This window comes from Pseudomonas sp. TUM25319, from assembly GCF_056388475.1.
Genome location: NZ_CM150751.1, coordinates 2,706,943 through 2,731,809, shown reverse-complemented (window position 1 = coordinate 2,731,809; position 24,867 = coordinate 2,706,943). Strand labels below are relative to the sequence as shown.

Here is a 24,867-nt window from a genome sequence, read left to right as displayed (position 1 = left end):
ACACCTGGTGCTGCACCTGCAACAATTACCGGAGAGTCAAACGTGGTTGAGTACGTAGTTTCCCTCGATAAGCTCGGCGTCCATGATGTGGAGCATGTGGGGGGCAAGAACGCATCACTGGGCGAGATGATCAGTAACCTCGCGGGCGCCGGTGTATCCGTCCCCGGCGGCTTTGCCACTACGGCTCAGGCGTACCGTGATTTCCTCGAGCAGAGCGGCTTGAACGCGAAGATCCACGAGGCGCTCGACGCTCTGGACGTAGACGACGTCAACGCCCTGGCCAAGACCGGTGCGCAGATTCGCCAGTGGGTCATGGACGCCGAATTCCCGGCGCGCCTCGACGCCGAGATCCGCACCGCCTTCGCCGAAATGGCCAACGGCAACGACAACATGGCCGTGGCCGTGCGCTCTTCTGCCACCGCCGAAGACCTGCCCGACGCGTCCTTCGCCGGCCAGCAGGAAACCTTCCTGAACATCCGCGGTGTGGACAACGTGATCCGCGCTGCCAAGGAAGTCTTCGCTTCGCTGTTCAACGACCGCGCCATTTCCTACCGCGTGCACCAGGGCTTCGACCACAAGCTGGTGGCCCTGTCGGCCGGCGTGCAGCGCATGGTGCGTTCGGAAACCGGAACGGCAGGCGTGATGTTCACCCTCGACACCGAGTCGGGCTTCCGCGACGTGGTGTTCATCACCGGCGCCTATGGCCTGGGTGAAACCGTGGTGCAGGGCGCGGTGAACCCGGACGAATTCTACGTCCACAAGAACACCCTCGAAGCCGGCCGTCCGGCCATCCTGCGCCGCAACCTGGGCAGCAAGGCCATCAAGATGGTCTACGGCGAAGAAGCCAAGGCCGGTCGTTCGGTCAAGACCGTCGATGTCGACAAGGCCGACCGCGCCCGTTTCTGCCTGAGCGACGCCGAAGTGGCGGAGCTTGCCAAGCAGGCGATGATCATCGAGAAGCACTACGAGCGTCCGATGGACATCGAGTGGGCCAAGGATGGTGACGACGGCAAGCTGTACATCGTTCAGGCCCGTCCTGAAACCGTGAAGAGCCGCGCCAGCGCCAACGTGATGGAACGCTACCTGCTGAAAGAGAAGGGCACCGTCCTGGTGGAAGGCCGTGCCATCGGCCAGCGTATCGGCGCCGGCAAGGTCCGCGTGATCCACGATGTGTCCGAGATGGACAAGGTGCAGCCAGGCGACGTGCTGGTCTCCGACATGACCGACCCGGACTGGGAACCGGTGATGAAGCGCGCCAGCGCCATCGTGACCAACCGCGGCGGCCGTACCTGCCACGCGGCGATCATCGCCCGTGAGCTGGGCATTCCGGCCGTGGTCGGTTGCGGCAACGCCACCCAGGTGCTGAAAGATGGCCAGGGCGTGACCGTTTCCTGCGCCGAAGGCGACACCGGTTTCATCTTCGAAGGCGAGCTGGGCTTCGATATCCGCCAGAACTCGGTGGACGCCATGCCAGACCTGCCGTTCAAGATCATGATGAACGTCGGCAACCCGGACCGCGCCTTCGACTTCGCCCAGCTGCCCAACGCCGGTGTCGGCCTGGCCCGTCTGGAATTCATCATCAACCGCATGATCGGCGTGCACCCCAAGGCGCTGCTGAACTACGCGGGCCTGCCGCAAGAACTGAAAGACAGCGTCGACAAGCGCATCGCCGGTTACAACGACCCGGTCGATTTCTACGTCGAGAAGCTGGTCGAAGGCATCAGCACCCTGGCCGCAGCGTTCTGGCCGAAGAAGGTCATCGTGCGTCTGTCGGACTTCAAGTCCAACGAATACGCCAACCTGATCGGCGGCAAGCTGTACGAGCCGGAAGAAGAAAACCCGATGCTGGGCTTCCGCGGTGCGTCGCGCTACATCAGCGAGTCGTTCCGTGACTGCTTCGAGCTGGAATGCCGCGCACTGAAGCGCGTGCGCAACGAGATGGGCCTGACCAACGTCGAGATCATGGTGCCGTTCGTCCGTACCCTGGGCGAAGCCAGCCAGGTAGTCGATCTGCTCGCCGAAAACGGCCTGGGCCGTGGCGTCAACGGCCTGCGCGTGATCATGATGTGCGAACTGCCGTCCAACGCCATCCTGGCGGACGAGTTCCTCGAGTACTTCGATGGCTTCTCCATCGGCTCCAACGACCTGACCCAGCTGACCCTGGGCCTGGACCGCGACTCGGGCATCATTGCGCACCTGTTCGACGAGCGTAACCCGGCGGTGAAGAAGCTGCTGGCCAACGCCATCCAGGCGTGCAACAAGGCCGGCAAGTACATCGGCATTTGCGGTCAGGGCCCTTCGGACCACCCGGACCTGGCCAAGTGGCTGATGGAGCAAGGGATCGACAGCGTCTCGCTGAACCCGGATTCAGTGATCGAGACCTGGTTGTTCCTGGCTGAGGATCGCTGACCCAACACCAACCCCACCACAGGATTGCGAGTCAGCAGCAGAATCTGTGTCCGACGCGGACCTGTGGGAGCTGGCGTTGCCAGCGATTGGCCAGACCAGACAACATCACCGTCTGTAGCGGCCTCATCGCCGGCAACGCCGGCTCCCACAATGCTCTAATGTCAACCACAAATCTGTATCAGGTCCGGAACCGCCGCACCAACTGATCCAGCTCCCCCGACAACGCCGCCAGGCTCCGCGAATCCTCCCGCGCCGCCTGCGCCAGCCCGGCCACTTGCTGGGCATCCCCATGAATCTGCCCGATATGCCGCTGGATCTCCTCGGCCACCTGGTGCTGCTCTTCCGCAGCGGTGGCGATCTGGGTGTTCATGTCGCGGATCACGTCCACCGACTCACGAATCTGTCCGAAGCTGTCCCGCGCCCTGCCAATGCTGTTGACGGACTGCGCGGACACATCGAGGCTGGCATGCATCTGCCCGGCCACCTGCGCCGTGCGACCCGCTAGGTTGCCCAGCAGGCCGTCGATCTCGGCCGTGGAGTCCGCAGTGCGCTTGGCCAGCGCCCGCACCTCATCGGCCACCACGGCAAACCCGCGCCCCTGCTCCCCCGCCCGCGCTGCCTCGATGGCGGCGTTCAGCGCCAGCAGATTGGTCTGCTCGGCAATCGAGCGGATGGTGCCGAGAATCGACTGGATGTCGTTGCTGTCACGCTCCAACTGCTGGATCGATTGCACCGACTGCTCGATCTCCTGGCTCAAGCGGTGAACGTTCTGCACTGCCGCGTCGATCTCCTCCTGCCCCTCCCGCGCCTGTTGCTGGCCACTGTCGGCCGATTGCGCCGCCTGGCTGCAGGAGCGGGCGACTTCGTTGGCTGTGGCGACCATTTCATGGAAGGCCGTGGACACCATGTCGACGGCTTCGCGCTGGCGGTCGGCGGCGTCCGCCATGTCGCCGGACACCTGGGTGGAACGGGTCGAAGTGCTGAGGATCTGTGCGGCCGCAGCACCGATGCCCTGGATCAGACTGCGAATGGCTCCGAGAAACCGGTTGAACCCGTTGGCCAACTGCGCGGTTTCGTCGTGGCCACGGACGCTCAGGCTACGGGTCAGGTCCCCTTCGCCCTGGGCAATATCCTCAAGGCCACTGGAGACAGTGTTGATCGGCCGCACGATCAGGCTCGCGAACGCTGCCCCCACGACCGCGAAGATCGCCGCCAGCGCCAGCGCGATGATGCCGATCAGCCAGGTCAGGCGCGTCGTGGAACGCATCACCTCGTCTTGCGGAATCAGCCCGATGAAGGTCCAGCCGAGCCGCGGGTCAGGGTAGACGTTGGCCATGAACGGCCTGCCGTTCAGCGTCACCTCGACCACCCCCTCCCCTGCACTCGCCAGCTCGGCATAGCCGGGGCCGAAACTCTGCAACTGCTTGAAGTTATGCCCTGGGTCACGGGGATCGACCATCACATTGCCGCTTTTTTCCACCAGCATCAGGTAACCACTCTCGCCGAGGGTGATCTGCTTGATGATCGCGGTCAGTCCCTTGAGCGAGACGTCGATATTGATCACCCCGCCCATACTGCCCAGTTTGTTGCTGACCGTGCGCACGGTGCTCACCAGGACGGTGTCATCACCCGCCCAGTAATAGGGTGCAGTGCGCACCGTCTTGCCCACGTTGGCCATGGCCAACTGGTACCAGGGACGCTTGCGAGGATCGTAGTTGGACAACACCTGCCCCGGCGGCCAGCTCACATGCCCGCCGTCCGCGACGCCGTATGAAATGTAGGCGTAGTCAGGATGGGATCGGCCCAGGCGATCGACCATGTCCATCACGCGCTGGTCCTGTTCGCCCAGCGGCACGCTCTGGCTATGAGTCTGCTGATACTTGTTGAGATCGGTACCCGTGCCGACCACCTCGGGTTGCGTCGCCAGCAGCTCGACGTTCTGCGTGATGCCCTGGAAAAACAGGCTCATGGCATTGCCGACCTGATGGATTTCCCGGCTGCTGCTGTCCAGGAAGCCCTGTCGTGCCGCGTCTCGCAGGTTGAGGATGACCAGGACAGTGACCAGGGCTATGGGCAAGGCTGCTATAGCGGCAAACGCGCACGTCAGTTTGTGCTTGATATTCATCGATGCTCTCTGGTTTTTTGTTTTGGGCAGAAATGAAAAAGGCCGCCAGTGTGGGAGCGGCCAGGTCTAGAGCCGGAGCTTTCGACAAAGAGGGATGAAGGGCGAACCCGCTGCCTGTGGCTGACAGCGGGCTCTGGTGAGTGAATCAGCCCAGGACCGCGCCAATCACCTCATCGAGAATGGCGATGCCCTCCTCGACCTGCTCGGCCGAAATGACGCACGGCGGCACTACGTGAATACGGTTTTCAACGATGAAGGGCAGCAGGCCGCGCTCCATCAGCTTCGCTTTCAGTTGCGCCATCTTGTCCGCGGCCAGCGGCGCACGGCTCGCCGTGTCGCTGACCAGTTCCAGCGCCCAGAACACGCCGGCACCGCGAACGTCTCCGATCGCCGGATGACGCTGCTGCAATTCACGCAGGCGCGGCCCCAGGGTGTTGGTACCGATGTCCAGTGCATTTTCCACCACGCCTTCCTTGCGCATCGCATCGATGGCGGCAACGATCGAGGCCATGGCCAGCGGATGCCCGGAATAGGTCAGGCCGCCCGGGAAGTAGCGGGTGTCGAAGTAAGCGCAGATCTGCTCGGAAATGATCACGCCGCCGACCGGCACGTACCCGGAGTTGACGCCCTTGGCAAAGGTGATGAGGTCCGGCACCACGCCGTAGTGTTCCAGGGCGAACCACTTGCCCGTACGGCCGAAACCGGACATCACTTCGTCGAGGATCAGCAGGATGCCGAATTCGTTCGCCAGTTCGCGCACGCCCTGCACATAGGCGGCGGAAGGCATCAGGATGCCGGCGGTGCCTGGCAGGCTCTCCAGCAGAATGGCCGCGATCGAGCCGGCACCTTCACTTTCGATGACGCGGCGCAGGTGACGCAGCGCGCGCTCGGTCTCTTCGGTCTCGGTCTGGGCATGAAACTCGCTGCGGTACAGATAAGGCGTGAAGAAATGTACGTGGCCACGGGCGTATTCGTTCGGTACCCGACGCGGATCACCGGTGGCGACGATCGCCGAGCCGGTATTGCCGTGATAGGAGCGATAGGACGACAGCACCTTGTCACGACCGGTGAACAACCGGGCCATGCGGATGGCGTTTTCGTTGGCGTCAGCGCCGCCGTTGGTGAAGAAGACTTTCCTGAAGCCCTTCGGCGCCTGTTCGATGATGCGTTTGGCAGCTTCGCCGCGCATCAGGTTGGCGGTGGCCGGGGCGATGGTGGCCAGGGTCGCGGCCTGCTCCTGGATTGCCGCGATGACAGCGGGATGCTGGTGCCCCAGGTTGGTGTTGACCAACTGGCTGGAGAAATCGAGGTAGCGCTTGCCTTCGTAATCCCAGACCGTGCAGCCCTCCCCGCCAGCGATCACCAGGGGGTTGAGCGCGCCTTGCACCGACCACGAGTGGGACACGTAGTCGCGATCAAGGCCTTTAACGTATTCGTTGCTGGTTGGCATGGTGAATCGACCTCTTCAATTGAATGGACTGAATAAAGGAAAAGAAATGCCGCCAGCGGGGTGGCGGCGAGGTCTCCAGCCTGAGCCTTTGACAAAGTGGGTGAGAGTTAACCCGACAGGTCTCGGGTTATCCGTAGAAGCTCTACGGGTGCGGGCAACAGCACCCTCGGCGTTTCTCCGTCAGAACAGTCGACGGCTCTGCTGCCCGAACAGGGTTTCCTTAGCTGTTGCTAGGGAAGGCGAACTGCGCCGCCTCATGGCTGGTGCGTTTCGGCCAGCGCTGAGTGATGGCTTTCTTGCGGGTGTAGAAGCGCACACCGTCCGGGCCGTAGGCATGCAGGTCGCCGAACAGCGAACGCTTCCAGCCGCCGAAGCTGTGGTAGCTCACCGGCACCGGCAGCGGCACGTTGACGCCAACCATGCCCACTTCGATCTCGTCGCAGAACAGGCGCGCCGACTCACCATCACGGGTGAAGATGCAGGTGCCATTGCCATATTCGTGGTCGTTGATCAGCTGGATTGCCGCTTCCAGGCTGTCGACGCGGACGATGCACAGCACCGGGCCGAAGATCTCCTCCTTGTAGATGCGCATTTCCGGGGACACGCGATCAAACAGGGTACCGCCGACGAAGTAGCCGTCTTCGTTGCCGGCAACCTTGAAGCCGCGGCCGTCTACAACCACCTCGGCACCCGCAGCGACGCCGTCATCGATGTAGCCCAGCACTTTGTCGCGGGCAGCGGCTGTGACCAGCGGGCCCATGTCCAGGCCACACTGGGTACCGGCGCCGATTTTCAGGGCCTTGATCTGCGGAACCAGCTTGGCGACCAGCGCATCGGCGACCTGGTCACCGACGCAGACGGCGACGGAGATGGCCATGCAGCGCTCGCCGCAGGAACCGTAGGCCGCTCCCATCAGCGCGCTGACGGCGTTGTCCAGTTCGGCATCCGGCATCAGCACGGCGTGGTTCTTGGCACCGCCCAGTGCTTGCACGCGCTTGCCGCGCTTGGTGCCCTCGGCATAGATGTACTCGGCGATCGGGGTCGAACCGACGAAACTCAGGGCTTTGACTTCCGGTGCTTCGATCAGCGCGTCCACCGCTTCCTTGTCGCCGTGCACCACGTTGAGCACGCCCTTTGGCAGGCCGGCTTCATGCAGCAGTTCGGCAATCAGCAGGGTCGAGCTTGGATCGCGCTCGGACGGCTTGAGGATGAAGCAGTTGCCGCAGGCGATGGCCAGCGGGTACATCCACAGCGGCACCATGGCCGGGAAGTTGAACGGGGTGATGCCGGCGACCACGCCGATCGGCTGCAGGTCGCTCCAGGCATCGATGTTCGGGCCGACGTTGCGGCTGTATTCGCCTTTCAGGATTTCCGGAGCGGCGGACGCGAATTCGACGTTCTCGATGCCGCGCTTGAGTTCACCCACGGCGTCCTCGATGGTCTTGCCATGCTCTTCGCTGATCAGCTGGGCGATGCGCTGCTCATTGGCTTCCAGCAGTTGCTTGAAGCGGAACATCACCTGGGCGCGCTTGGCCGGTGGGGTGTTGCGCCAGGCCGGGAACGCGGCCTGGGCGGAATCGATAGCCTTCTGCACGGTGGCGCGGCTGGCCAGGCCGAGGGTGTGGATGGCCTGCCCGGTGGACGGGTTGAAGACCTCGGTGGTGCGGGCGGCGTCGGCGACGTACTCGCCGTGGATCAGGTGCTTGATGGTGCTCATCGTGGTTCCTCAAGGCTTGCTGGCAAGCGGGCTATATAAAAGAAGGGGACGCTCAGTCGATGCCGTGCAGGGCGTGGCCCACGGCATCGAACAGGCGGTCCAGTTCCTGGGGTTGTGTGTTGAAGGTGGGACCGAACTGCAGGGTGTCGCCGCCGAAGCGGACGTAGAAACCGGCTTTCCACAGGGCCATGCCGGCTTCGAACGGGCGAATGATGGCGTCGCCATCACGCGGCGCGATCTGCAGGGCGCCGGCCAGGCCGCAGTTGCGGATGTCGACGATGTGTCTTGCGCCCCTCAGGCCATGGATAGCCTTTTCGAAGTGCGGCGCCAGTTCGGCGGACTGCTGGACCAGGTTGTCCCTCTCCAGCAGGTCCAGGGTAGCGAGCGCGGCGGCGCAGGCCACCGGGTGCGCGGAGTAGGTGTAGCCGTGGGCAAATTCGACGGCGTACTCGGGCGAGGCCTGATACATGAAGGTGTCGTAGATCCTGCTGCTGGCAATCACCGCACCCATGGGGATGGCGCCGTTGGTGATCTGCTTGGCGACATTCATCAGGTCCGGGGTCACGCCGAAATACTCGGCGCCGGTCATGCAGCCCATGCGCCCGAACGCTGTGATGACTTCATCGAAGATCAGCAGGATGTCGTACTGGTCGCAGATCTCGCGCAGGCGCTGCAAATAGCCCTGGGGAGGTACAAGGACGCCGGCCGAGCCCGACATCGGCTCGACGATAACCGCAGCGATGTTCGAAGCGTCGTGCAGCTCGATCAGTTTCAGCAACTCATTGGCCAGCGCCACGCCGCCGGTTTCAGCCGCGCCCCGGGTGAAGGCCAGCTCTGGTTGCAAGGTGTGTGGCAAGTGATCGACGTCCATGAGTTGGCCGAACATCTTGCGATTGCCGCCAATTCCGCCCAGCGACGTGCCGGCAACGTTCACCCCGTGGTAGCCACGGGCTCGCCCGATCAGTTTGGTCTTTTGCGGCTGGCCTTTCAGACGCCAGTAGGCCCGGGCCATCTTTACTGCGGTGTCAGCGCACTCGGAGCCGGAACCGGTGAAGAACACATGATTGAGGTCGCCCGGCGTCAGGCTGGCGATCTTTTCCGACAGCTTGAACGACAGCGGATGGCCATACTGAAAGGCCGGGGAATAGTCCAGGGTCACCAACTGCTTCGCCACCGCGTCAGCAATCTCCTTGCGCGAGTGGCCTGCGCCGCAGGTCCACAGCCCCGACAGACTGTCGAACACCTGCCGGCCCTGCTCGTCGACCAGCCAATTGCCCTGGGCACCGACGATAAAGCGTGGATCCTTGTGGAAATTGCGGTTCGACGAGAACGGCATCCAGTGGGAGTCCAACTGAAGTCCGCTGCCCAGGGGAATTGTTGTTTGCAAGGCCTGATTCATGGCGATAGCCCTAGGTGGGTGGATAGCCGTTAGCTTGAATCGAAGCGTCATGTAAGTTAAATCTGTATTTTCTTTCACTCGGTTATTGGATTACTCACCTATGACGAAAAAAACGCCACTGCATCAGGTCAGCGATTTCGACCTGAGGTTGCTGCGGGTATTCAAGACCGTGGCCGAATGCGGGAGTTTCTCGGGGGCGGAGAGCGTGCTGGGCATCACCCGCTCGGCCATCAGCCTGCACATGGGCGACCTCGAAAAGCGCCTCGGCATGCGCCTGTGTCAACGCGGCCGGGCGGGTTTTGCCCTCACCGACGAAGGCCGCGAAGTACTGCGCGCCAGCGAGACCGTGCTGGTGGCCATCGAGGGCTTTCGCAGTGAAGTGAACCAGATGCACCAGCAACTGCGCGGCGACCTGAACGTGGCCATCGTCAACAACCTGGTGACCCAGCCGAAGATGCGCATTACCCACGCACTCAAGGCCGTGCGCGCCGAGGGCAGTGGCGTGCGGATCAACCTGAGCATGAGCACGCCGGGGGAAATCGAGCGCGGCCTGCTCGACGGGCGCCTGCACGTCGGTGCCGTGCCGTTGATTACTCCCTTGTCCGGCCTGGATTACAGCCTGCTCTACGAGGAACGCTCGAACCTGTACTGCAGCCATGAGCACCCGCTGTTCACCCAGGCCGCGACGGTCACCGATGCGCAGTTGTCCCGGGCAGACGCAGTGATTCCGGCGTACCGCATGACCGCCGAAGCGATCGGCCTGCACCAGTTGCTCAGCTTCGCCGCCTCGGCAACGGACCGCGAAGGTATCGCCTTCCTGATCCTGACGGGCGCCTATATCGGTTTCCTGCCAGACCATTACGCCGCGACCTGGGTGGAGAAAGGCCTGATGATTGCCCTTGATCCAGACAGGCTCTACTTCGACTCCAAGATAGCCATCGCCATGCGCAAGGGACGGCGGCAAAACATGATTCTTGAGCGGTTTCTCAGCGAGCTGGAGCTGACTGACACCCCCGCCTGAGAGCACTCAGACCCCATGTGGGAGCTGGCTTGCCAGCTCCCACATGGGGCCCGCGTCACCCTCCCCTCATCGAACGCCCTCATTCACCCGTCACGGTGAGCGAGGGCGTTTTTGCTTCTAAAAATTCTTTCCGGCGTGTTGACAGCCCGAATGGATCGAAATACTTTGAATGCATTGCTGCACACAACGCGGCACTCAAATAAGAACACAGTTTTCGCTTTTTGCTTGCTCGTCTGTCTACAAGAACAACTCACCAGAGAGACTCAACATGGCACGGTTCCTTTCTCGCAAACTCGGCAGCAGCGTTGCCGGCCTCGCCGCGGCACTGACGCTGCTGATGCACTCCCCGGCTCACGCCGACACCCACACCTGGCAAAACGTGCAGAAGGCCGGCGTGCTGCGTTGCGGCGCGGCAATCGCGGCACCTTATGTGATGCGCGATCCGGCCAGCGGGCAGTACAGCGGCTACTTCGTGGACCTGTGCCGCGACTTCGCCGAGAACGTGCTGAAGGTCAAGGCCGAGTTCGTCGACACCAGTTGGGACAACCAGGTCGCAGGCATCCAGAGTGGCAAGTGGGACATGGCAATGGCGCTCAACATGACGCCCGAACGCGCCAAGGCCGTAGCGTTCTCGGTGCCCGCCACCGACTACCAGATTTCCCTGCTGGTCAACGGCAAGAACCCGAAGTTCGCTACCGCCGGCTCCGACCTGGCCGACTACGACAAGCCCGGCGTCACCATCGCCGTGATCTCTGGCACCGCCGCCGACAAGGCCGTATCCGGCGCGATCAAGCAGGCCAAGCTGATGCGCCTGCCTGGCTCCGATGAAACCCGCATGGCGTTGATGTCCAAGCGCGCCGACATCCTCGCCGACGCCAACGACACCAACCACCTGTTCGCCATGGCCAACAGCTGGACAAAAGAAGTGCTGCCAGTGCCAGCCCTGGCCAAGCAGGGCGTGTCTTTCGCTCTCTCACGCGAAACGCCCGCCGCCGACCTTGCCCAACTCGACGACTACATCACCGAGCGCCGCACCTCGGGCGAGATCGACAAGCTGGTGGACAAGGCTTCCGCCGAGATCCTCGCGGGCCAAAAAGCCCAGTAACTCCCGCTGACCTACCGAGGGCCCCGGCCAGGAGCGCCCTCGTGGAGATAACTGTAATGAACACACCTCATTTGGTGGCTACCCAGCCACAGGCTTCGCTCAACCCGAATTCAGGCCTGGGCGGCAATTTCATCCAGCTTCAGGGCGTGCGCAAAGCCTATTCCGAACAGTTGGTCGTGATGGACGGGATGAACCTGGACATGCGCGCCGACGACCGCCTGGTGATCATCGGGCCGTCCGGCAGCGGCAAGAGCTCGCTGCTGCGGGTACTGATGGGCCTGGAAGGCATCCAGGGCGGCACCATCCAGTTCCAGGGCAAACCGTACATCGATGGCAATCGCAAACAGGGCAAGCCACTGGACGAAGTCCTGCACAAGCAGATCGGCATGGTATTCCAGCACTACACCCTGTTCCCGCACCTGTCAGTGCTGGGCAACCTCATCCTGGCACCGGTCAAGGTCCATGGTCTGAGCAAGGCCGAAGCCACCGAGAAGGCCCGCGCCTACCTGGCCCGCCTGGGTCTGGAAAGCAAGCTGCACGCCTACCCCAGCCAACTGTCCGGCGGCCAGAAGCAGCGTGTGGCGATTGCCCGCGCACTGATGCTCGAACCGCGACTGATGCTCTTCGATGAAGTGACCTCGGCCCTCGACCCGGAAATGGTCATCGAGGTGCAGAACGTGATGATGCAACTGGCCGACCAGAAAATGGCAATGATCATCGTCACCCACGACATGCACTTCGCCCGCCACATCGCCACCCGCGTGGTGTTCTGCGCCAACGGCAAGGTGGTCGAGCAAGGCCATCCCGATCAGATCTTCACCCAGCCTCGGGAAGCCCGCACACGCGAGTTCCTCGAAAAGGTCGTGCAGTTCGACTGAGGGCAATGCCATGAACTACCAATTCGACTTTCACTTCCTCAACGGTAGCCTGCCGGCCCTGCTCGACGGCCTCAAGGTGACGCTGGAGCTCGCCCTGGCCTCGAACCTGATCGGCCTGACCTGCGGCTTCCTGCTGTGCCTGATGACCCTGAGCCGCTGGTTCTTCATCCGCTGGCCGGCGCAGCTGTTCATCGAGTTCTTTCGCTGCACCCCGGCGCTACTGCAGATCGTCTGGTTCTTCTATTGCGTCCCGATGCTGTTCGACGTGTTCATCGACCCGATTGCCATGGGCTTCCTTGCCCTGGGCCTGAACCTGACCGCCTTCAACGCCGAGGCCTACCGCGCCGGTGTGCAGGCGGTACCACGGGAACACCTGGATGCGTGCATTGCCCTGGGCCTGCGCTCCTGGCAACGGACCGTCTACGTGATCCTGCCGCAATCGTTGCGCAGCGCCCTGCCGGTGTTGATCACCAACGGTATCGGCACCCTGCAGCAGAGCGCACTGGTAGCGATCGTCGCCGTCGCCGACCTGATGTACGTGGGCAAGAGCCTCGCCACCGAAGCCTACCACCCGCTGGAAACCTACACCCTGATCGCCCTCATCTACTTCGCCCTGTCGCTGCCTGTAGCGCAACTGGTGCAGTGGTTCGAACGGCGCCAGGAACTGGCCGGCCAGCGCTGAGGAGAGATAGCCATGCCACTCGATTTCTCGGTTGTTCTGCATTACTGGCCTGTCCTGCTCAAGGGCCTCGGGCTGACCCTTGCCTTCACCGGTGCCTGCGCGGTACTGGGCAGCCTGCTGGGCTTTGCCGTCAGCATGCTGCGCCAGTTGAAGACACCGCTGATCCGCCTGCCACTGACGCTCTACGTGGAGTTCTTCCGCGGCACGCCGCTGCTGATCCAGCTGTTCTGGGTGTTCTTCTGCTTCCCGGTGGTGTTCGGCCTGGACATCCCGCCGTACGTTTCGGTGCTGATCGCCCTGACCCTGTTCATGGGCGCGATCACCAGCGAGACCTTCCGCGGTGCGCTCAAGTCCATCGCCAGCGAGCAGCACGACGCGTGCACGGCCCTGGGTCTCGGCTCGAAGGTCAAGGTGCTCTACGTGATCTTCCCGCAAGCCCTGTTGCGGGCCGTTCCGCCGCTGCTGTCGAACATCGTCAGCCTGTTCAAGGAGAGCGCACTGATCTCCTCGGTAGGCGTCGCCGACCTGATGTTCGTAGGCCAGAACATTTCCAACAGTACCGCCCGCCCGGTCGAGTTCCTCTCGGCTGTCGCCGTCATCTATTTCCTCGTGGCCTTCCCGCTGACCCGCCTGGTCGGCGTGGTCGAAGGGCGCCTCTTGCGCCGCTACGCCTACTGACACCCCTAACCAACCCGGAGAATCACCGATGAAACTGAAAGGTATCCTGCCTGCCCTGGTCACCCCGTTCGACGCCGCTGGCAAAGTCGATCACGACACCCTGGCCTCGGTCATCGAGCACCAACTGGCCGCTGGCGTCAGCGGTTTCGTACCCCTGGGCTCGACCGGCGAATACTACGCACTGGCCAACGACGAGCGTCGTCAGGTCCTGGCCACCGTCAAGGAAGTGGTCGGCGACCGCGGCCTGCTGATTGCCGGCGCCAACGGTTCCTGCACCCGTGAAGTACTGGAGCAGATCAAACAGACCGTAGACGCCGGCTACACCAATCTGCTGATCGCACCGCCGTACTACGCGCTGCCGTCCCAGGAAGAACTGCTGGCCCACTACAACACCATTCTCGACACCTTCCCCGAGATCAACGTGGTGCTCTACAACTACCCGGTGCGTACCAACGTCGAAGTGGGCCTGGACGTGATCGCCGCGCTGCACCAGCACCCGCGCGTGATCGGCATCAAGGAAAGCAGCGGCAACCTGCTGCGCGCCATCGAGATCGGCGAGAAGTACAAGGGCCTCCAGCTGTCCTGCGGTTCCGACGACCAGGCCCTGGACTTCTACCTGTGGGGCGCCGACAGCTGGATCTGCGGCCCGGCCAACATCTTCCCGGAGAAGGTCGTGGCCTTCCACAAGGCCTTCACCAGCGGCGACATCCGTGGTGCGCAGGAAGTGATGCGCAGCCTGTTCCCGGCCATGGCCAACCTGGAAAGCGGCAAGTTCGTGCAGAAGGTCAAGTACGGTGCCGAACTGGCCGGCTTCAAGGTCGGCCCGGCCCGCGCCCCGCTGCTGCCGCTGACCGACGACGAGAAAGCCGAATTCCGTAAGGTGTTCGAGGCTTCGCAGGCGTAACTGCGCATCCCTGTGCAGGAGCGAGGCTTGTCGGAACTCCGACAAACCTCGCTCCTGCAGGACCTGTGTATCCTGAATTCCGTCTCCCTATTTCCGAGCATTGCACCCATGAACAACCCGCAAACGTCATCGCAACACGCAGTGGTCATCGGTGGCGGCATCGTCGGCGTGTGCTGTGCGCTGTACCTGCAGCGCGACGGCCATCGGGTCACCCTCATCGATCCGGCCGCGCCCGGCGACAGCACGGCCAAATGGAGCTGTGGCCAGATGGCGGTGAGCGAAGTCATCCCGCTGTCCAAGCCCGGCATCCTGATGAAGATCCCCGGCTGGCTGCTGGACCAGAAGGGCCCTCTCGCCTTGCGCCCGAGCGCACTGCCGGGGATCCTGCCGTGGTTCATGCGTTTCCTGGCCTGCGCCCGCCCCTCGAAGATCAACGAGATCGCGCAGGACATGGCCCGCCTGACCCAGCATGTCTACGAAGACTATGCCCCGCTGCTCGACGCTTGCCCCGACAAGACCCTGCTTGGCGAACGTCCGGTGCTCGAAGTGTTCGACACACCGGCCGGCCTGGCGCACGAACGCCCGCACCTGGAACTGCGCAAGCAACTGGGCTTCCGTTCCCAGGAGCTCGATGGCGCGGAAATTTCCGATCTGGAGCCGGCACTGGCCGGCAAGTTCCAGCACGGCCTGATGTTCCCGGACTGGCGTGCCGTCAACGATACCGAAGGGTTCATCGCAGCCCTCACCGAGAGTTTCGTGGCCCAAGGCGGCATTCGTGTACGCCAACGTGTAACGAAGATCGACGAACACCACGACAAAGCGACCGGCGTCACCCTGGAAGACGGTGTCCGCGTGCCGGCCGACTTGCTGGTAGTGGCTGCGGGAACCGGTGCCCGTCCGTTCTTCGACAGCCTGGGGGTCAATATTCCCCTTGCCGGCATCGCTGGTTACCAGGCCGTACTGCCACAACCCGGCGTGGAGATTCGCCACTCGGTGATCTATGCCGACGGCGGCTTCTGCTTCGCCCCGATGACCCGCGGTCTGCAGATCGGCGGGACCATCGAGTTCGCCGGCGCCAATGCCGAGCCCAATTTCAAGCGTGCCGAAATCATCATGGAAAAGGCCCGCCGCGTCCTGCCGCAACTGAACACCCAAGGCATGGAATTCGGCGTCGGCTATCGCCCGTTCCTGCCCGACACCAAGCCGGTGATCGACCGCTCGCCACGCCTGAAGAACGCCATCCTGGCCTTCGGTCATGGCCAGCTCGGTCTCACCCTTGGCGCCACCACCGGGCGCCTGGTCAGCGACCTCGCCGCCGGCCGCGCGCCCACCCAGAATCTTTCCGCATTCAGTGCCCGACGCTTCGCCGTCCTTGGAGGAAACGCATGAACCGCTACGACCATTTCTACATCAACGGCCAGTGGGTCAGCCCGATCAACGGTGGCAGCTTCGACTCGTTCGATCCCAGCGACGAGAGCCTGATCGCCAGCGTGGCCTCGGGCTGCGCTGCCGACATCGACCTTGCGGTCAAAGCCGCACGTGCTGCCTTCGACGAGGGCCCATGGCCGCGCCTGAGCGGTGCCCAGCGCGGCGAATACCTGCGCAAGATCGCCGACGGCATCCGTGCCCGCCAGGAGGAGCTGGCCGAACTGGAAGTGCGTGACAACGGCAAGCCGTTCCCCGAAGCGATGTGGGACATCGGCGACACCGCCGGCTGCTTCGACTTCTACGCCAACCTGGCCGAGGAGCTGGACCGCTTCCGCGAGAAGGACGTGGCCCTGGCCGACGAACGCTTCAGCTCGCTGGCACGCAAGGAGCCGATCGGCGTCGCCGGCGCCATCGTGCCGTGGAACTTCCCGATGCTGATGGCTTCCTGGAAGATCGCCCCGGCCCTGGCCGCCGGCTGCAGCATCATCCTCAAGCCGGCCGAGCAGACCTCGCTGACCGCCCTGGAACTGGCGCGCATCGCCGACGAAGCCGGCCTGCCGCCAGGCGTGCTGAACATCGTCACCGGTCCGGGCTCGAAAGTCGGCGCCGCACTCACCGCACACCCGGGTGTCAACAAACTGGCCTTCACCGGCAGCGTGCCGGTGGGCAGCCGGATCATGCAGGCAGCCGCCCAGGACATCAAGAACGTGACCCTGGAGCTGGGCGGCAAGTCGCCATTCGTGATCTTCGCCGACAGCGACATCGAGAAGGCCGTCGAGTGGATCATGTTCGGCATCTTCTGGAACAAGGGCGAAGTCTGCTCCGCCACCTCGCGCATCCTGGTCGAGCGCAGCGCCTACGAGCCGCTGCTCAAGCGCCTGGCCGAGGAAACCCGCAAGATCAAGATCGGCAACGGCATGGAAGACGGCGTGCTGCTCGGCCCGCTGGTCAACCGCAGCCAGTACGACGGCACCCTCAAGGCCATCGCCAGCGGCCTGGAATCCGGCGCCCGGCTGGTCTGCGGCGGCGAGCGTCCGGCTCACCTGGACAAGGGCTTCTACCTGCAACCGACGGTGTTCGCCGACGTCCCGGAAGACAGCTGGATCTGGAACGAAGAGATCTTCGGCCCGGTGGTGTGCATCCGTCCGTTCGACACCGAGGAAGAAGCGGTAAAATCCGCCAACAACTCGCGCTTCGGGCTCGGCGCCGCAGTGATGTCCAAGGACTTGGAGCGTTGCGAGCGGGTCGCCCGCAAGTTCCGCGCCGGCATCGTCTGGATCAACTGCTCGCAGCCGACCTTCACCGAAGCGCCGTGGGGCGGCTACAAGCAGAGCGGCATCGGCCGCGAGCTGGGTGAGTGGGGCCTGAACAACTACCTCGAAACCAAGCAGATCACCCGCTATAACAGCGATCAGCCTTGGGGCTGGTACATCAAGTGAGGTAACACCCATGCGTTGGAAACAGACTCTTCAGCTCGCTGAAGTGCACTGCGAAGGCGAGATCGGCAAGGTCATCACCGGCGGCGTCCTGGGTATCCCGGGCGCCACCATGCTGGACAAGATGAACCACATCAACGAGGTCGATGACAGCCTGCGCCGCCTGGTGACCCTGGAGCCGCGCGGCTGCCTGCAGATGTCGGTGAACCTGCTGCTACCGCCCACCCGGCCCGAGGCACACGCCGGCTTTATCGTGCTGCAGGCGGACAAGGCGCACCCGATGTCGGGCAGCAACTGCATCTGTGTCGTGACGGCCCTGCTCGAACTGGGCATGGTGCCGATGCAGGAGCCCGAGACCACGGTGGTACTGGATACCCCGGCCGGACTGGTCACCGCCCGCGCTGTCTGTGCCGACGGCCGTTGCGTCAGCGTGTCGCTGGACATGGTCCCGGCATTCGTCGAGCACCTGGATCTGGTGATCGAGACCGAGGCGTTCGGCGCTATCAAGGTCGACGTGGCATTCGGTGGCGTGTACTACGCGCTGATCGATGTCGAGCAGACCGGTTTGAGCATTGCCCCGGAAAACGCCCGGGCTTTGGCTGACGCGGGTGTCGCGCTGAAAGACGTAATCAACCGTCAGTTGAGCATCCAGCACCCGTTGCTGCCGTCGGTCAACGAAGTCGCCTACGTGATGTTCCGCAACCGGCTCGATGATCGCACCTACCAGACCTGCACGACCCTGCCGCCCGGCCGGGTCGACCGGTCGCCCTGCGGCACCGGCAGTTCGGCGAACCTGGCCACACTGGCCGCCCGCGGCCTGGTGCTAGCGGGCGATCAACTGGTGTCGCGCTCGACCATCGGCGGCCAGTTCCAGGTGACCCTCCTTGGCCACACCGAGGTGGCCGGAAAACCTGCGGTGCTACCGCGGGTAACCGGGCGCGCGTGGCTCTACGGCCTGCAACAGCTGGGGGTGGACCCGGATGATCCGCTGGCGGCAGGCTTCATGCTCAGCGACACCTGGGGCGTGGGCCTCAGCCAGTAGTGCTCAACGGCCGTGCCTACTTTCAGCCACGGCCGTTATTTTCGTAACACACCGGAAACATAAGCCCCGGATGGCCAGCGATTGACGCAGGAAGCGTCTTCCTCCCATGCTCCGGGTCGCACATAAAAGAAGGCGGGCCTGTATGATGCCGGCCAGACCAACCGGGACCTGATGATGGCAAAAGATAACGATACTGAAAGCGGCCCTCGTCGCCATAGCGGACGCTACATCTATGAAGAGCTGCGCAAGCAGATCCTCACCCTCAAGCTCAAGCCGGGGGTACAGCTGGACGAGGTCTCACTGGCCGCGCAGTTCGGATTGTCCCGGTCGCCTGTACGTGATGCCCTGGCCCGCCTGATCACCGAAGGCCTGGTGGTCATCCTGCCGAACCGCACCACTCTGGTGACGCCGTTCGAGATCGAGGAGTTTCCCAACTATATCTCCGCCCTGGACCTGATCCAGCGTGCGGTCACCCGCCTTGCTGCCATCCAGCACCGGGCAGAAGACCTCGAAGCCATTCGCAAAGCCGACTCGGACTATCTGAACGCTGTGACCAGCGGCGATTTCCAGGCCATGTCCGAGTTGAACAAGGCCTTCCACATGGCCATCGCCCATGCCGGACGCAACCCCTATTTCATCAACTATTACGAACGCCTGCTCGGTGAAGGCCAGCGCCTGCTGCACCTGCACTTCGACCATGTCGTCAGCTCTGCCAGCGCCCATCGCCTGGGCCGCGACCACGACGAGATAATCGAAGCCATCGCCTCCCGTGACGCCGATGCCGCGGAAGCTGCGGCTCACGAGCACACCATGCTGTTCCAGCGGCGCTTCCTCGACTACATGCAGCAGAACCTCACGGCACGCATGTCGATCGCCTGAACCGAACCACCTTTCCGACCTTTACACGGCCCCTGTGGGAGCTGGCTTGCCAGCTCCCACAGGGGCCGTGTCGTTACTGCGTTCATTGGCCATCTTGACAGCCCGATGCCCTCGGGATAGCGTTGCATGCAACCTTGCACACAACAAAAACCCCCCAGGAGTCACCGATGGAAAGATTCGAGAACAAGGTCGCGATCGTAACCGGCGCAGCAGGCGGTATCGGCTCGGCAATCGCAGCAAGGCTGGCGCGCGAAGGCGCAACGGTGGTGGTGAGCGACGTCAATCTGGAGGCGGCTCAAGGCGTCGCTGAATCAATTTGCCGCGAAGGGGGCAAGGCCGTAGCAATCGCGGCGGATATCGCTCAGGGCGACGCTTGCCGTGCACTGGTGCAGCAGACCGTCGAGCAGTTGGGCACCCTCGATATCCTGGTCAACAACGCCGGTATCAACCGCCGCGGCAACTTGCTCGCGTTAAGCGAAGATGACTGGCACACCAGCTTCACCGTGAATCTGGACTCGATGTTCCACCTGTGCCGCGCCGTGCTGCCGATCATGATCGAGGCCGGTGGCGGCGCCATCGTCAATACGGCATCGCAATGGGGCCTTTACCCGGCGCCTGGGCATATCGCCTACAACGTCACCAAGGCCGCGGTGGCCTCTTTCACCCAGAACCTGGCGCGGGACTACGCACCGCACAAGGTGCGGGTGAACGGGGTCTGCCCGGGCGAGATCCACACGCCGATGCTGGAAGCCGGGGTCACGCGCTCGGGCCGCACCATTGCCGACCTGGACAAGATGGTGCCGTTCGGGCGCATCGGCAAACCCGAGGAAGTGGCCGCACTGGTGGCGTTCCTGGCCTCGGAAGAAGCGGCCTTCATGTGCGGCTCGCTGGTCGAGATCACTGGAGCCCAGGCGGTCGCCTGATCCGATCCCCGGCGCCTGGCGCCGGGGTATTCATTACCAGAACCGGTATTCCAGCCCCGCCCCTGCATACCACGAGCGCCCTGGCACCGCCTCGTAGTGGAAGGTCCATGGCCCCACGTGCTGTTCGAAACGCGCCCTCCCGCTGAACAAGGTTGGCCCAGCCTGCGGAGGTAGCGGCGTCGATGGACTCATGCACGGTCTGCTGGTTGATCTGCAGACATCCGCATGGATGTTGCCCACCGCATTGATGACCAATTCGCCCTGGGCCACGATTTCGCTCTGGCGCACGGTTTCACCCGTGCTGCCCTTTTTCTTCATGTCGTACAGCGAGTAATCACTGTTTTCGGCCGCCAGCAACGCCAGGTTTCCGCCCGCGACCAGACAGGCTTCGTCTCCTGCCGTGACCCGGCTGCCCCCCAGCGCAAGGTCCTGGCCGACACTGATAGCGAGGTCGGCGCCGGCCTTGAGCATCGGTAGGCGACCTGGCCTGGCGCTCATGCCAGTCGCTGAAGATTTCGCGGGCGCTGGTGCGGTCGCTGCTGGACGGGATTGCGGAGCAGCGAGGGAGGCAGATCGCCGAGGGGACGGAAAAAGGGGCGTAAGTGCCTGGAGGGGTATCTGTTCGTCCCTGCGCATTCTTGTTCCCTTCTTTGCCTGAAGAGACGTAAAGAAACAGCCCATCGGCGTCAGAGAGGAGTAAGCGTCGGATGTGACCCGGGCGTGCCGAAGGCCATGCCAGAACGCGCCATAACACGCTCCGGAGCAGTGCCAGGAACCAGATGCTTGTCACATCGCTCAAGCAGCTCCAGCGTCAATCCCGTGCCCCCCCCCTGGATTCAGCATCAAATCCGTGTACTCAATCGTGTACAGAAAATGGGTGGGTATCAGTGGCTTTCAGCGTTTTTCGCCCGAAACAAAAAAAGGCCCCTAAGGGCCTTTTTTCGTTGTCTACAGCGTTCTTTTCAGAACCCTGTAGCGCCATGTTTGGAGCGGGAAACGAGACTCGAACTCGCGACCCCGACCTTGGCAAGGTCGTGCTCTACCAACTGAGCTATTCCCGCGTCGTCTTGATGGTGGCCATTCTATAGAGTTGAAACATTTCGTCAACCCCTTGATTCAAAAAAACTTTATTTTTTTTCCGAACCTTCGCGCAGGTGCGGCCAGGCGGCGCGCAGGTACTGCACCATCGACCACAAGGTCAGCCCGGCGGCGATCATCAGCAAGGCGTAGCCCAGTACCACCCAGGTGCTGAGGGTCGCGGGGTTGGCCAGCAGAATGACCAGCGCCAGCATCTGTGCCGCCGTCTTCCATTTGCCCAGGTTCGATACCGCCACGTGAGCCCGCGCGCCGAGCTCGGCCATCCACTCGCGCAATGCCGAGACCACGATCTCGCGACCGATGATCACCGCCGCCGGCAAGGTCAGCCACAGGTTGGCATGGACCTGCACCAGCAGCACCAGCGCCACGGCAACCATGAGCTTGTCGGCCACCGGGTCGAGGAAGGCGCCGAACGGCGTGCTCTGTTGCAGGCGCCGAGCCAGGTAGCCATCGAGCCAGTCGGTGGCCGCAGCAATGGCGAACACGCTGCTGGCGGCCATGTAGCTCCAGTGATACGGCACGTAGAACAACAGAATGAAGATCGGGATGAGCAGTACACGAAGAACGGTGAGCAGGTTCGGGATATTCATCGGGACAACTGGCTGCGAGGTGAACGGGGGATTCTACTCGCTATGCAGGCTGTCATAAATCGACTCGGCGAGCTTTTTACTGATTCCGGGCGCCTTGGCGATTTCTTCCGCGCTGGCGCGGGACAATTCCTGTAGTCCGCCGAAGTGCTTGAGCAGGTCGCGGCGGCGCTTTGGCCCTACTCCGGCCACGTCTTCCAGGCTGGAGGTGCGCCGCGCCTTGCCGCGGCGGGCACGGTGGCCGGTGATGGCGAAGCGGTGAGCTTCGTCGCGGATCTGCTGGATCAGGTGCAACGCGGGGGAATCGCCGCGCAGGGTGAATTCGTGGTGAACATCATTGAGGTACAAGGTCTCGAAACCCGCCTTGCGGGTCACACCCTTGGCCACGCCCAGCAGGGTCAGGTCGGGCACGGCCAGGGCCTGCATGACCTCGCGGGCCATGTTCAACTGGCCCTTGCCGCCGTCCACCAGCAGCACGTCGGGCAACTTGCCTTCGCCGTCCTTGATCCGGCCATAGCGCCGGGTCAGCGCCTGTTGCATGGCGGCGTAGTCGTCGCCGGCGGTGACGCCTTCGATATTGAAGCGGCGGTAATCCGACTTCAGCGGCCCTTCCGGGCCGAACACCACGCAGGAGGCAACCGTGGCCTCGCCGCTGGAATGGCTGATGTCGTAGCACTCCAGGCGCTGCGGGACTTCCGGCAGGCCCAGTACCTCGGCCAGCGCCTCGAAGCGCGCCGCCATGTGCTGACGGTTGGCGAGCCGGGCCATCAACGCCTGCTCGGCATTGGTGACCGCCAGCTGCTGCCAGCGGGCGCGGGTGCCGCGAACCCGGTGGCTGATGCTCAGCTCGCGACCCCGCAGGGTTTCCAGCGCATTGCGCAGCGCATCGAAGTCCTCGTGCACCACGTTGACGATCAGTTCCGCCGGCAACTCGCGCTCGGCATTGCCCAGGTAGTACTGGGCAAGGAACGCGGACATGACCTCGGCCACCTCCTCCTCGATACCCACCTGGGGAAAGAAATTCTTGCTGCCCAGTACACGCCCGCCGCGCACGCTGATCAGGTGCACGCAGGCGCCCCCCGGATTGACGAACGCCGCCACCACATCGACGTCGCCGCTGCCGCCTTCCATGCTCTGCTGGTCCTGGACCCGACGCAGCAAAGCGATCTGGTCGCGCAGCTCGGCAGCCTTCTCGAACTCCAGGTTCATCGCCGCCTTTTCCATGTCGGCGTTGAGTTCGTTGGTCAACTGGTGGCTGCGACCCTCGAGGAACATCACCGAGTGGCGCACATCCTCGGCATACTCCTCCGGCTCGACGAAGCCGACGCAAGGTGCCTTGCAGCGCTTGATCTGGTATTGCAGGCACGGCCGGTTGCGGTTGGCGTAGTAGCTGTCCTCGCACTGGCGCACATGAAAGGTCTTCTGCAGCAGGCTCAGGCTTTCACGGATCGCGCCGGCGCTGGGGTACGGCCCGAAATACTTGCCCTTCTGTTTCTTTGCCCCACGGTGGATACCCAAGCGCGGGAACTGGCCGTCGGAAAGAAATACGTAGGGGTAGGATTTGTCGTCGCGCAGAAGAATGTTGTACGGCGGGCGCCATTCCTTGATCAGGGTCTGCTCGAGCAGCAGCGCCTCGGTCTCGCTGGCGACGATGGTGGTTTCCACCTGGGCGATATGGCCAACCAGGGCGGCGGTCTTGGGGGCCAGGCCGGTCTTGCGGAAGTAGCTGGCAAGACGCTTCTTGAGGTTCTTGGCCTTGCCTACATACAGCAGGCGACCGCCCGCATCGAACATCCGGTAGACACCCGGACGGCCGCTGCAGGTCGCCAGAAAAGCACTTGGATCAAACGCGGGGGTCATGTTCGGAGGTTGGCGTCAATCATGCCGTGGCGGACGGCCAGCAAGGTGAGTTCCACATCGCTGGTGACCGAAAGTTTTTCGAAGATGCGGTAACGGTACGTGTTCACGGTTTTCGGCGACAAGCACAGCTTGTCGGAAATGCTCTGGACCTTCTGGCAACCGACGATCATCAGGGCGATCTGGATCTCCCTTTCCGACAGGCTGTCGAACGGCGAGGCGTTCTTCGGTTCGAACGACTTGAGGGCCAGTTGCTGGGCGATCTGCGGACTGATGTAGCGCTGGCCGGCGAAGACCAGACGGATGGCCTGGACCATTTCATCCAGGCCCGCGCCTTTGGTCAGGTAACCGGCAGCGCCGGCCTGCAGCAGCCGGGTAGGAAACGGGTCTTCCTCGCAGACGGTCACGGCCACGACCTTGATGTCGGGATGACTGCGCAACAGCTTGCGGGTCGCTTCGAGGCCGCCGATGCCCGGCATTTTCACGTCCATCAGCACCACGTCGGGTTTCAGCTCACGCGTGACCTTCAGTGCCGCTTCGCCGGAATCGGCCTCGCCCACGACCTGCAGACCGTCGATGTCGGCCAGCATGCGGGTGATACCGGTACGTACCAGATCGTGATCATCGACCACCAGAACCCTAATCAAGCAGACACCTCGCCTTACGGTCTGAATTGGATCCCGCCACCTTATCAAAAAAATGCGTGGTGGACCTAACAGAATGCGTCACAAAGATGACGTCAAATTTCATAATTTCGACTTCTTGAGCGCCCAATGTCCTATCAGGCTGGTAGTGCTTTGCCTACAGACCTGGAGACAGAACCTGCCAGACTTTCGAGAAGATGCCTTACCGCCTGCTGATCCGCAGGCTGTAGGCGGCGATAGCAGTCCAGCAACTGGTTCTCGCCGGGACGCAGGTCGTCCAGCGCCGCAGGCGTGGGCACTCCGCTCAGGACAAACAGGGCATCGACACCACAGGCGGCCACCGCCGCCAGGTAATCGGCCCGCGGCGTACGCTCGCCGCTTTCATATTTGCCCTGAGCATTGGGCTCGACCCCACCGATATCGCCGAAAGCCCGCTGAGTGAGGCCGAGACGTTCCCGCTCTGCCCTGAGGCGCAGTCCTATACCCTTCATCTGAATACAAATTCCTTTGCAGTACACCCATAAAAGGGTAGGAAACCCGGCACATCCGCTGCGCCGTCAACAATCCCGAACTATGCACGGGATGCGAATTCCAGCACAAGCCAC

21 protein-coding genes and 1 tRNA gene are annotated in these 24,867 nt (G+C 63.0%); 12 read left to right on the top strand and 10 right to left on the bottom strand.

Annotated features, from left to right (window positions below; genetic code table 11):
* The first annotated feature begins 42 nt into the window (after nt 1-42).
* Nucleotides 43-2,409 (top strand): phosphoenolpyruvate synthase, encoded by a 2,367-nt coding sequence (ppsA, locus tag AC05QJ_RS12970; RefSeq protein ID WP_476747238.1) that lies wholly within the window; start codon nt 43-45, stop codon nt 2,407-2,409.
* Between the two features lie 178 nt (nt 2,410-2,587).
* Here ppsA and AC05QJ_RS12965 read toward each other — a convergent pair whose 3' ends face one another.
* The 4 genes from AC05QJ_RS12965 to aptA all read right to left on the bottom strand — a co-directional run bounded on the left by AC05QJ_RS12965 (nt 2,588) and on the right by aptA (nt 9,100).
* Nucleotides 2,588-4,534, bottom strand: coding sequence for a methyl-accepting chemotaxis protein (locus AC05QJ_RS12965; protein ID WP_476747237.1), 1,947 nt, complete (start codon nt 4,532-4,534; stop codon nt 2,588-2,590).
* A 145-nt stretch (nt 4,535-4,679) separates the two neighbouring features.
* The gene (locus AC05QJ_RS12960; RefSeq protein ID WP_476747236.1) at nt 4,680-5,984 is read right to left on the bottom strand and encodes an aminotransferase class III-fold pyridoxal phosphate-dependent enzyme; all 1,305 of its coding nucleotides are present in this window, start codon (nt 5,982-5,984) and stop codon (nt 4,680-4,682) included.
* A 220-nt stretch (nt 5,985-6,204) separates the two neighbouring features.
* Nucleotides 6,205-7,701 (bottom strand): CoA-acylating methylmalonate-semialdehyde dehydrogenase, encoded by a 1,497-nt coding sequence (locus tag AC05QJ_RS12955; RefSeq protein WP_476747235.1) that lies wholly within the window; start codon nt 7,699-7,701, stop codon nt 6,205-6,207.
* A gap of 52 nt (nt 7,702-7,753) precedes the next feature.
* Entirely contained in the window at nt 7,754-9,100 is a 1,347-nt protein-coding gene (aptA, locus tag AC05QJ_RS12950; protein ID WP_476747234.1) for an omega-aminotransferase AptA, read from the bottom strand.
* Between the two features lie 100 nt (nt 9,101-9,200).
* Here aptA and AC05QJ_RS12945 point away from each other — a divergent pair, with 100 nt between their 5' ends.
* The 11 genes from AC05QJ_RS12945 to AC05QJ_RS12895 all read left to right on the top strand — a co-directional run bounded on the left by AC05QJ_RS12945 (nt 9,201) and on the right by AC05QJ_RS12895 (nt 20,076).
* On the top strand, nt 9,201-10,121 hold the full coding sequence (locus AC05QJ_RS12945; RefSeq protein ID WP_476747233.1) for a LysR family transcriptional regulator: 921 nt from the start codon (nt 9,201-9,203) through the stop codon (nt 10,119-10,121).
* A gap of 268 nt (nt 10,122-10,389) precedes the next feature.
* The gene (locus tag AC05QJ_RS12940; protein WP_476747232.1) at nt 10,390-11,226 is read left to right on the top strand and encodes a transporter substrate-binding domain-containing protein; all 837 of its coding nucleotides are present in this window, start codon (nt 10,390-10,392) and stop codon (nt 11,224-11,226) included.
* Between the two features lie 56 nt (nt 11,227-11,282).
* The gene (locus AC05QJ_RS12935; protein WP_476747231.1) at nt 11,283-12,104 is read left to right on the top strand and encodes an amino acid ABC transporter ATP-binding protein; all 822 of its coding nucleotides are present in this window, start codon (nt 11,283-11,285) and stop codon (nt 12,102-12,104) included.
* A gap of 10 nt (nt 12,105-12,114) precedes the next feature.
* A complete protein-coding gene (locus AC05QJ_RS12930; RefSeq protein WP_476747230.1) occupies nt 12,115-12,786 on the top strand; it encodes an amino acid ABC transporter permease in 672 nt (223 codons plus the stop codon).
* Nucleotides 12,787-12,798: 12 nt separating this feature from the next.
* Entirely contained in the window at nt 12,799-13,464 is a 666-nt protein-coding gene (locus AC05QJ_RS12925; RefSeq protein ID WP_476747229.1) for an amino acid ABC transporter permease, read from the top strand.
* A 28-nt stretch (nt 13,465-13,492) separates the two neighbouring features.
* On the top strand, nt 13,493-14,368 hold the full coding sequence (locus tag AC05QJ_RS12920; RefSeq protein WP_476747228.1) for a dihydrodipicolinate synthase family protein: 876 nt from the start codon (nt 13,493-13,495) through the stop codon (nt 14,366-14,368).
* A 108-nt stretch (nt 14,369-14,476) separates the two neighbouring features.
* Nucleotides 14,477-15,757, top strand: a complete 1,281-nt coding sequence (locus AC05QJ_RS12915) for an NAD(P)/FAD-dependent oxidoreductase (RefSeq protein ID WP_476747227.1) — start codon at nt 14,477-14,479, stop codon at nt 15,755-15,757.
* The gene (locus AC05QJ_RS12910; RefSeq protein ID WP_476747226.1) at nt 15,754-17,235 is read left to right on the top strand and encodes an aldehyde dehydrogenase family protein; all 1,482 of its coding nucleotides are present in this window, start codon (nt 15,754-15,756) and stop codon (nt 17,233-17,235) included. The genes AC05QJ_RS12915 and AC05QJ_RS12910 overlap by 4 nt, the downstream gene beginning before the upstream one ends.
* 10 nt (nt 17,236-17,245) lie before the next feature.
* Nucleotides 17,246-18,274, top strand: a complete 1,029-nt coding sequence (locus tag AC05QJ_RS12905) for a proline racemase family protein (RefSeq protein WP_476747225.1) — start codon at nt 17,246-17,248, stop codon at nt 18,272-18,274.
* A 174-nt stretch (nt 18,275-18,448) separates the two neighbouring features.
* Nucleotides 18,449-19,153, top strand: a complete 705-nt coding sequence (locus tag AC05QJ_RS12900) for a GntR family transcriptional regulator (protein WP_476747224.1) — start codon at nt 18,449-18,451, stop codon at nt 19,151-19,153.
* A 167-nt stretch (nt 19,154-19,320) separates the two neighbouring features.
* Nucleotides 19,321-20,076 (top strand): SDR family NAD(P)-dependent oxidoreductase, encoded by a 756-nt coding sequence (locus tag AC05QJ_RS12895; RefSeq protein WP_476747223.1) that lies wholly within the window; start codon nt 19,321-19,323, stop codon nt 20,074-20,076.
* A gap of 33 nt (nt 20,077-20,109) precedes the next feature.
* On the opposite strand, the gene AC05QJ_RS12890 is transcribed toward AC05QJ_RS12895, so the two are convergent.
* The 6 genes from AC05QJ_RS12890 to AC05QJ_RS12865 all read right to left on the bottom strand — a co-directional run bounded on the left by AC05QJ_RS12890 (nt 20,110) and on the right by AC05QJ_RS12865 (nt 24,753).
* Nucleotides 20,110-20,547 (bottom strand): hemagglutinin repeat-containing protein, encoded by a 438-nt coding sequence (locus AC05QJ_RS12890; protein WP_476747222.1) that lies wholly within the window; start codon nt 20,545-20,547, stop codon nt 20,110-20,112.
* Nucleotides 20,548-21,061: 514 nt separating this feature from the next.
* A tRNA-Gly gene (locus tag AC05QJ_RS12885) sits at nt 21,062-21,137 on the bottom strand.
* 66 nt (nt 21,138-21,203) lie between these two features.
* Nucleotides 21,204-21,764, bottom strand: a complete 561-nt coding sequence (pgsA, locus tag AC05QJ_RS12880; RefSeq protein WP_476747221.1) for a CDP-diacylglycerol--glycerol-3-phosphate 3-phosphatidyltransferase — start codon at nt 21,762-21,764, stop codon at nt 21,204-21,206.
* Between the two features lie 33 nt (nt 21,765-21,797).
* Entirely contained in the window at nt 21,798-23,621 is a 1,824-nt protein-coding gene (uvrC, locus tag AC05QJ_RS12875; RefSeq protein WP_476747220.1) for an excinuclease ABC subunit UvrC, read from the bottom strand.
* Nucleotides 23,618-24,265 carry a response regulator transcription factor GacA gene (gene gacA / locus AC05QJ_RS12870; RefSeq protein WP_476747219.1) on the bottom strand — a complete coding sequence of 216 codons (648 nt, stop codon included), beginning with the start codon at nt 24,263-24,265 and terminating at the stop codon, nt 23,618-23,620. Before gacA ends, uvrC begins: the two co-directional genes overlap by 4 nt.
* Nucleotides 24,266-24,399: 134 nt before the next feature.
* On the bottom strand, nt 24,400-24,753 hold the full coding sequence (locus tag AC05QJ_RS12865; RefSeq protein ID WP_476747218.1) for a helix-turn-helix domain-containing protein: 354 nt from the start codon (nt 24,751-24,753) through the stop codon (nt 24,400-24,402).
* Between the last annotated feature and the right edge of the window lie 114 nt (nt 24,754-24,867).

Coding starts and splice junctions, on each gene's coding strand:
- AC05QJ_RS12965 (WP_476747237.1), bottom strand. CDS start 4,534: ATGAATATCAAGCACAAACTGACGTGCGCGTTTGCCGCTATAGCAGCC.
- AC05QJ_RS12960 (WP_476747236.1), bottom strand. CDS start 5,984: ATGCCAACCAGCAACGAATACGTTAAAGGCCTTGATCGCGACTACGTG.
- AC05QJ_RS12955 (WP_476747235.1), bottom strand. CDS start 7,701: ATGAGCACCATCAAGCACCTGATCCACGGCGAGTACGTCGCCGACGCC.
- aptA (WP_476747234.1), bottom strand. CDS start 9,100: ATGAATCAGGCCTTGCAAACAACAATTCCCCTGGGCAGCGGACTTCAG.
- AC05QJ_RS12945 (WP_476747233.1), top strand. CDS start 9,201: ATGACGAAAAAAACGCCACTGCATCAGGTCAGCGATTTCGACCTGAGG.
- AC05QJ_RS12940 (WP_476747232.1), top strand. CDS start 10,390: ATGGCACGGTTCCTTTCTCGCAAACTCGGCAGCAGCGTTGCCGGCCTC.
- AC05QJ_RS12935 (WP_476747231.1), top strand. CDS start 11,283: ATGAACACACCTCATTTGGTGGCTACCCAGCCACAGGCTTCGCTCAAC.
- AC05QJ_RS12930 (WP_476747230.1), top strand. CDS start 12,115: ATGAACTACCAATTCGACTTTCACTTCCTCAACGGTAGCCTGCCGGCC.
- AC05QJ_RS12925 (WP_476747229.1), top strand. CDS start 12,799: ATGCCACTCGATTTCTCGGTTGTTCTGCATTACTGGCCTGTCCTGCTC.
- AC05QJ_RS12920 (WP_476747228.1), top strand. CDS start 13,493: ATGAAACTGAAAGGTATCCTGCCTGCCCTGGTCACCCCGTTCGACGCC.
- AC05QJ_RS12915 (WP_476747227.1), top strand. CDS start 14,477: ATGAACAACCCGCAAACGTCATCGCAACACGCAGTGGTCATCGGTGGC.
- AC05QJ_RS12910 (WP_476747226.1), top strand. CDS start 15,754: ATGAACCGCTACGACCATTTCTACATCAACGGCCAGTGGGTCAGCCCG.
- AC05QJ_RS12905 (WP_476747225.1), top strand. CDS start 17,246: ATGCGTTGGAAACAGACTCTTCAGCTCGCTGAAGTGCACTGCGAAGGC.
- AC05QJ_RS12900 (WP_476747224.1), top strand. CDS start 18,449: ATGGCAAAAGATAACGATACTGAAAGCGGCCCTCGTCGCCATAGCGGA.
- AC05QJ_RS12895 (WP_476747223.1), top strand. CDS start 19,321: ATGGAAAGATTCGAGAACAAGGTCGCGATCGTAACCGGCGCAGCAGGC.
- AC05QJ_RS12890 (WP_476747222.1), bottom strand. CDS start 20,547: ATGCTCAAGGCCGGCGCCGACCTCGCTATCAGTGTCGGCCAGGACCTT.
- pgsA (WP_476747221.1), bottom strand. CDS start 21,764: ATGAATATCCCGAACCTGCTCACCGTTCTTCGTGTACTGCTCATCCCG.
- uvrC (WP_476747220.1), bottom strand. CDS start 23,621: ATGACCCCCGCGTTTGATCCAAGTGCTTTTCTGGCGACCTGCAGCGGC.
- AC05QJ_RS12865 (WP_476747218.1), bottom strand. CDS start 24,753: ATGAAGGGTATAGGACTGCGCCTCAGGGCAGAGCGGGAACGTCTCGGC.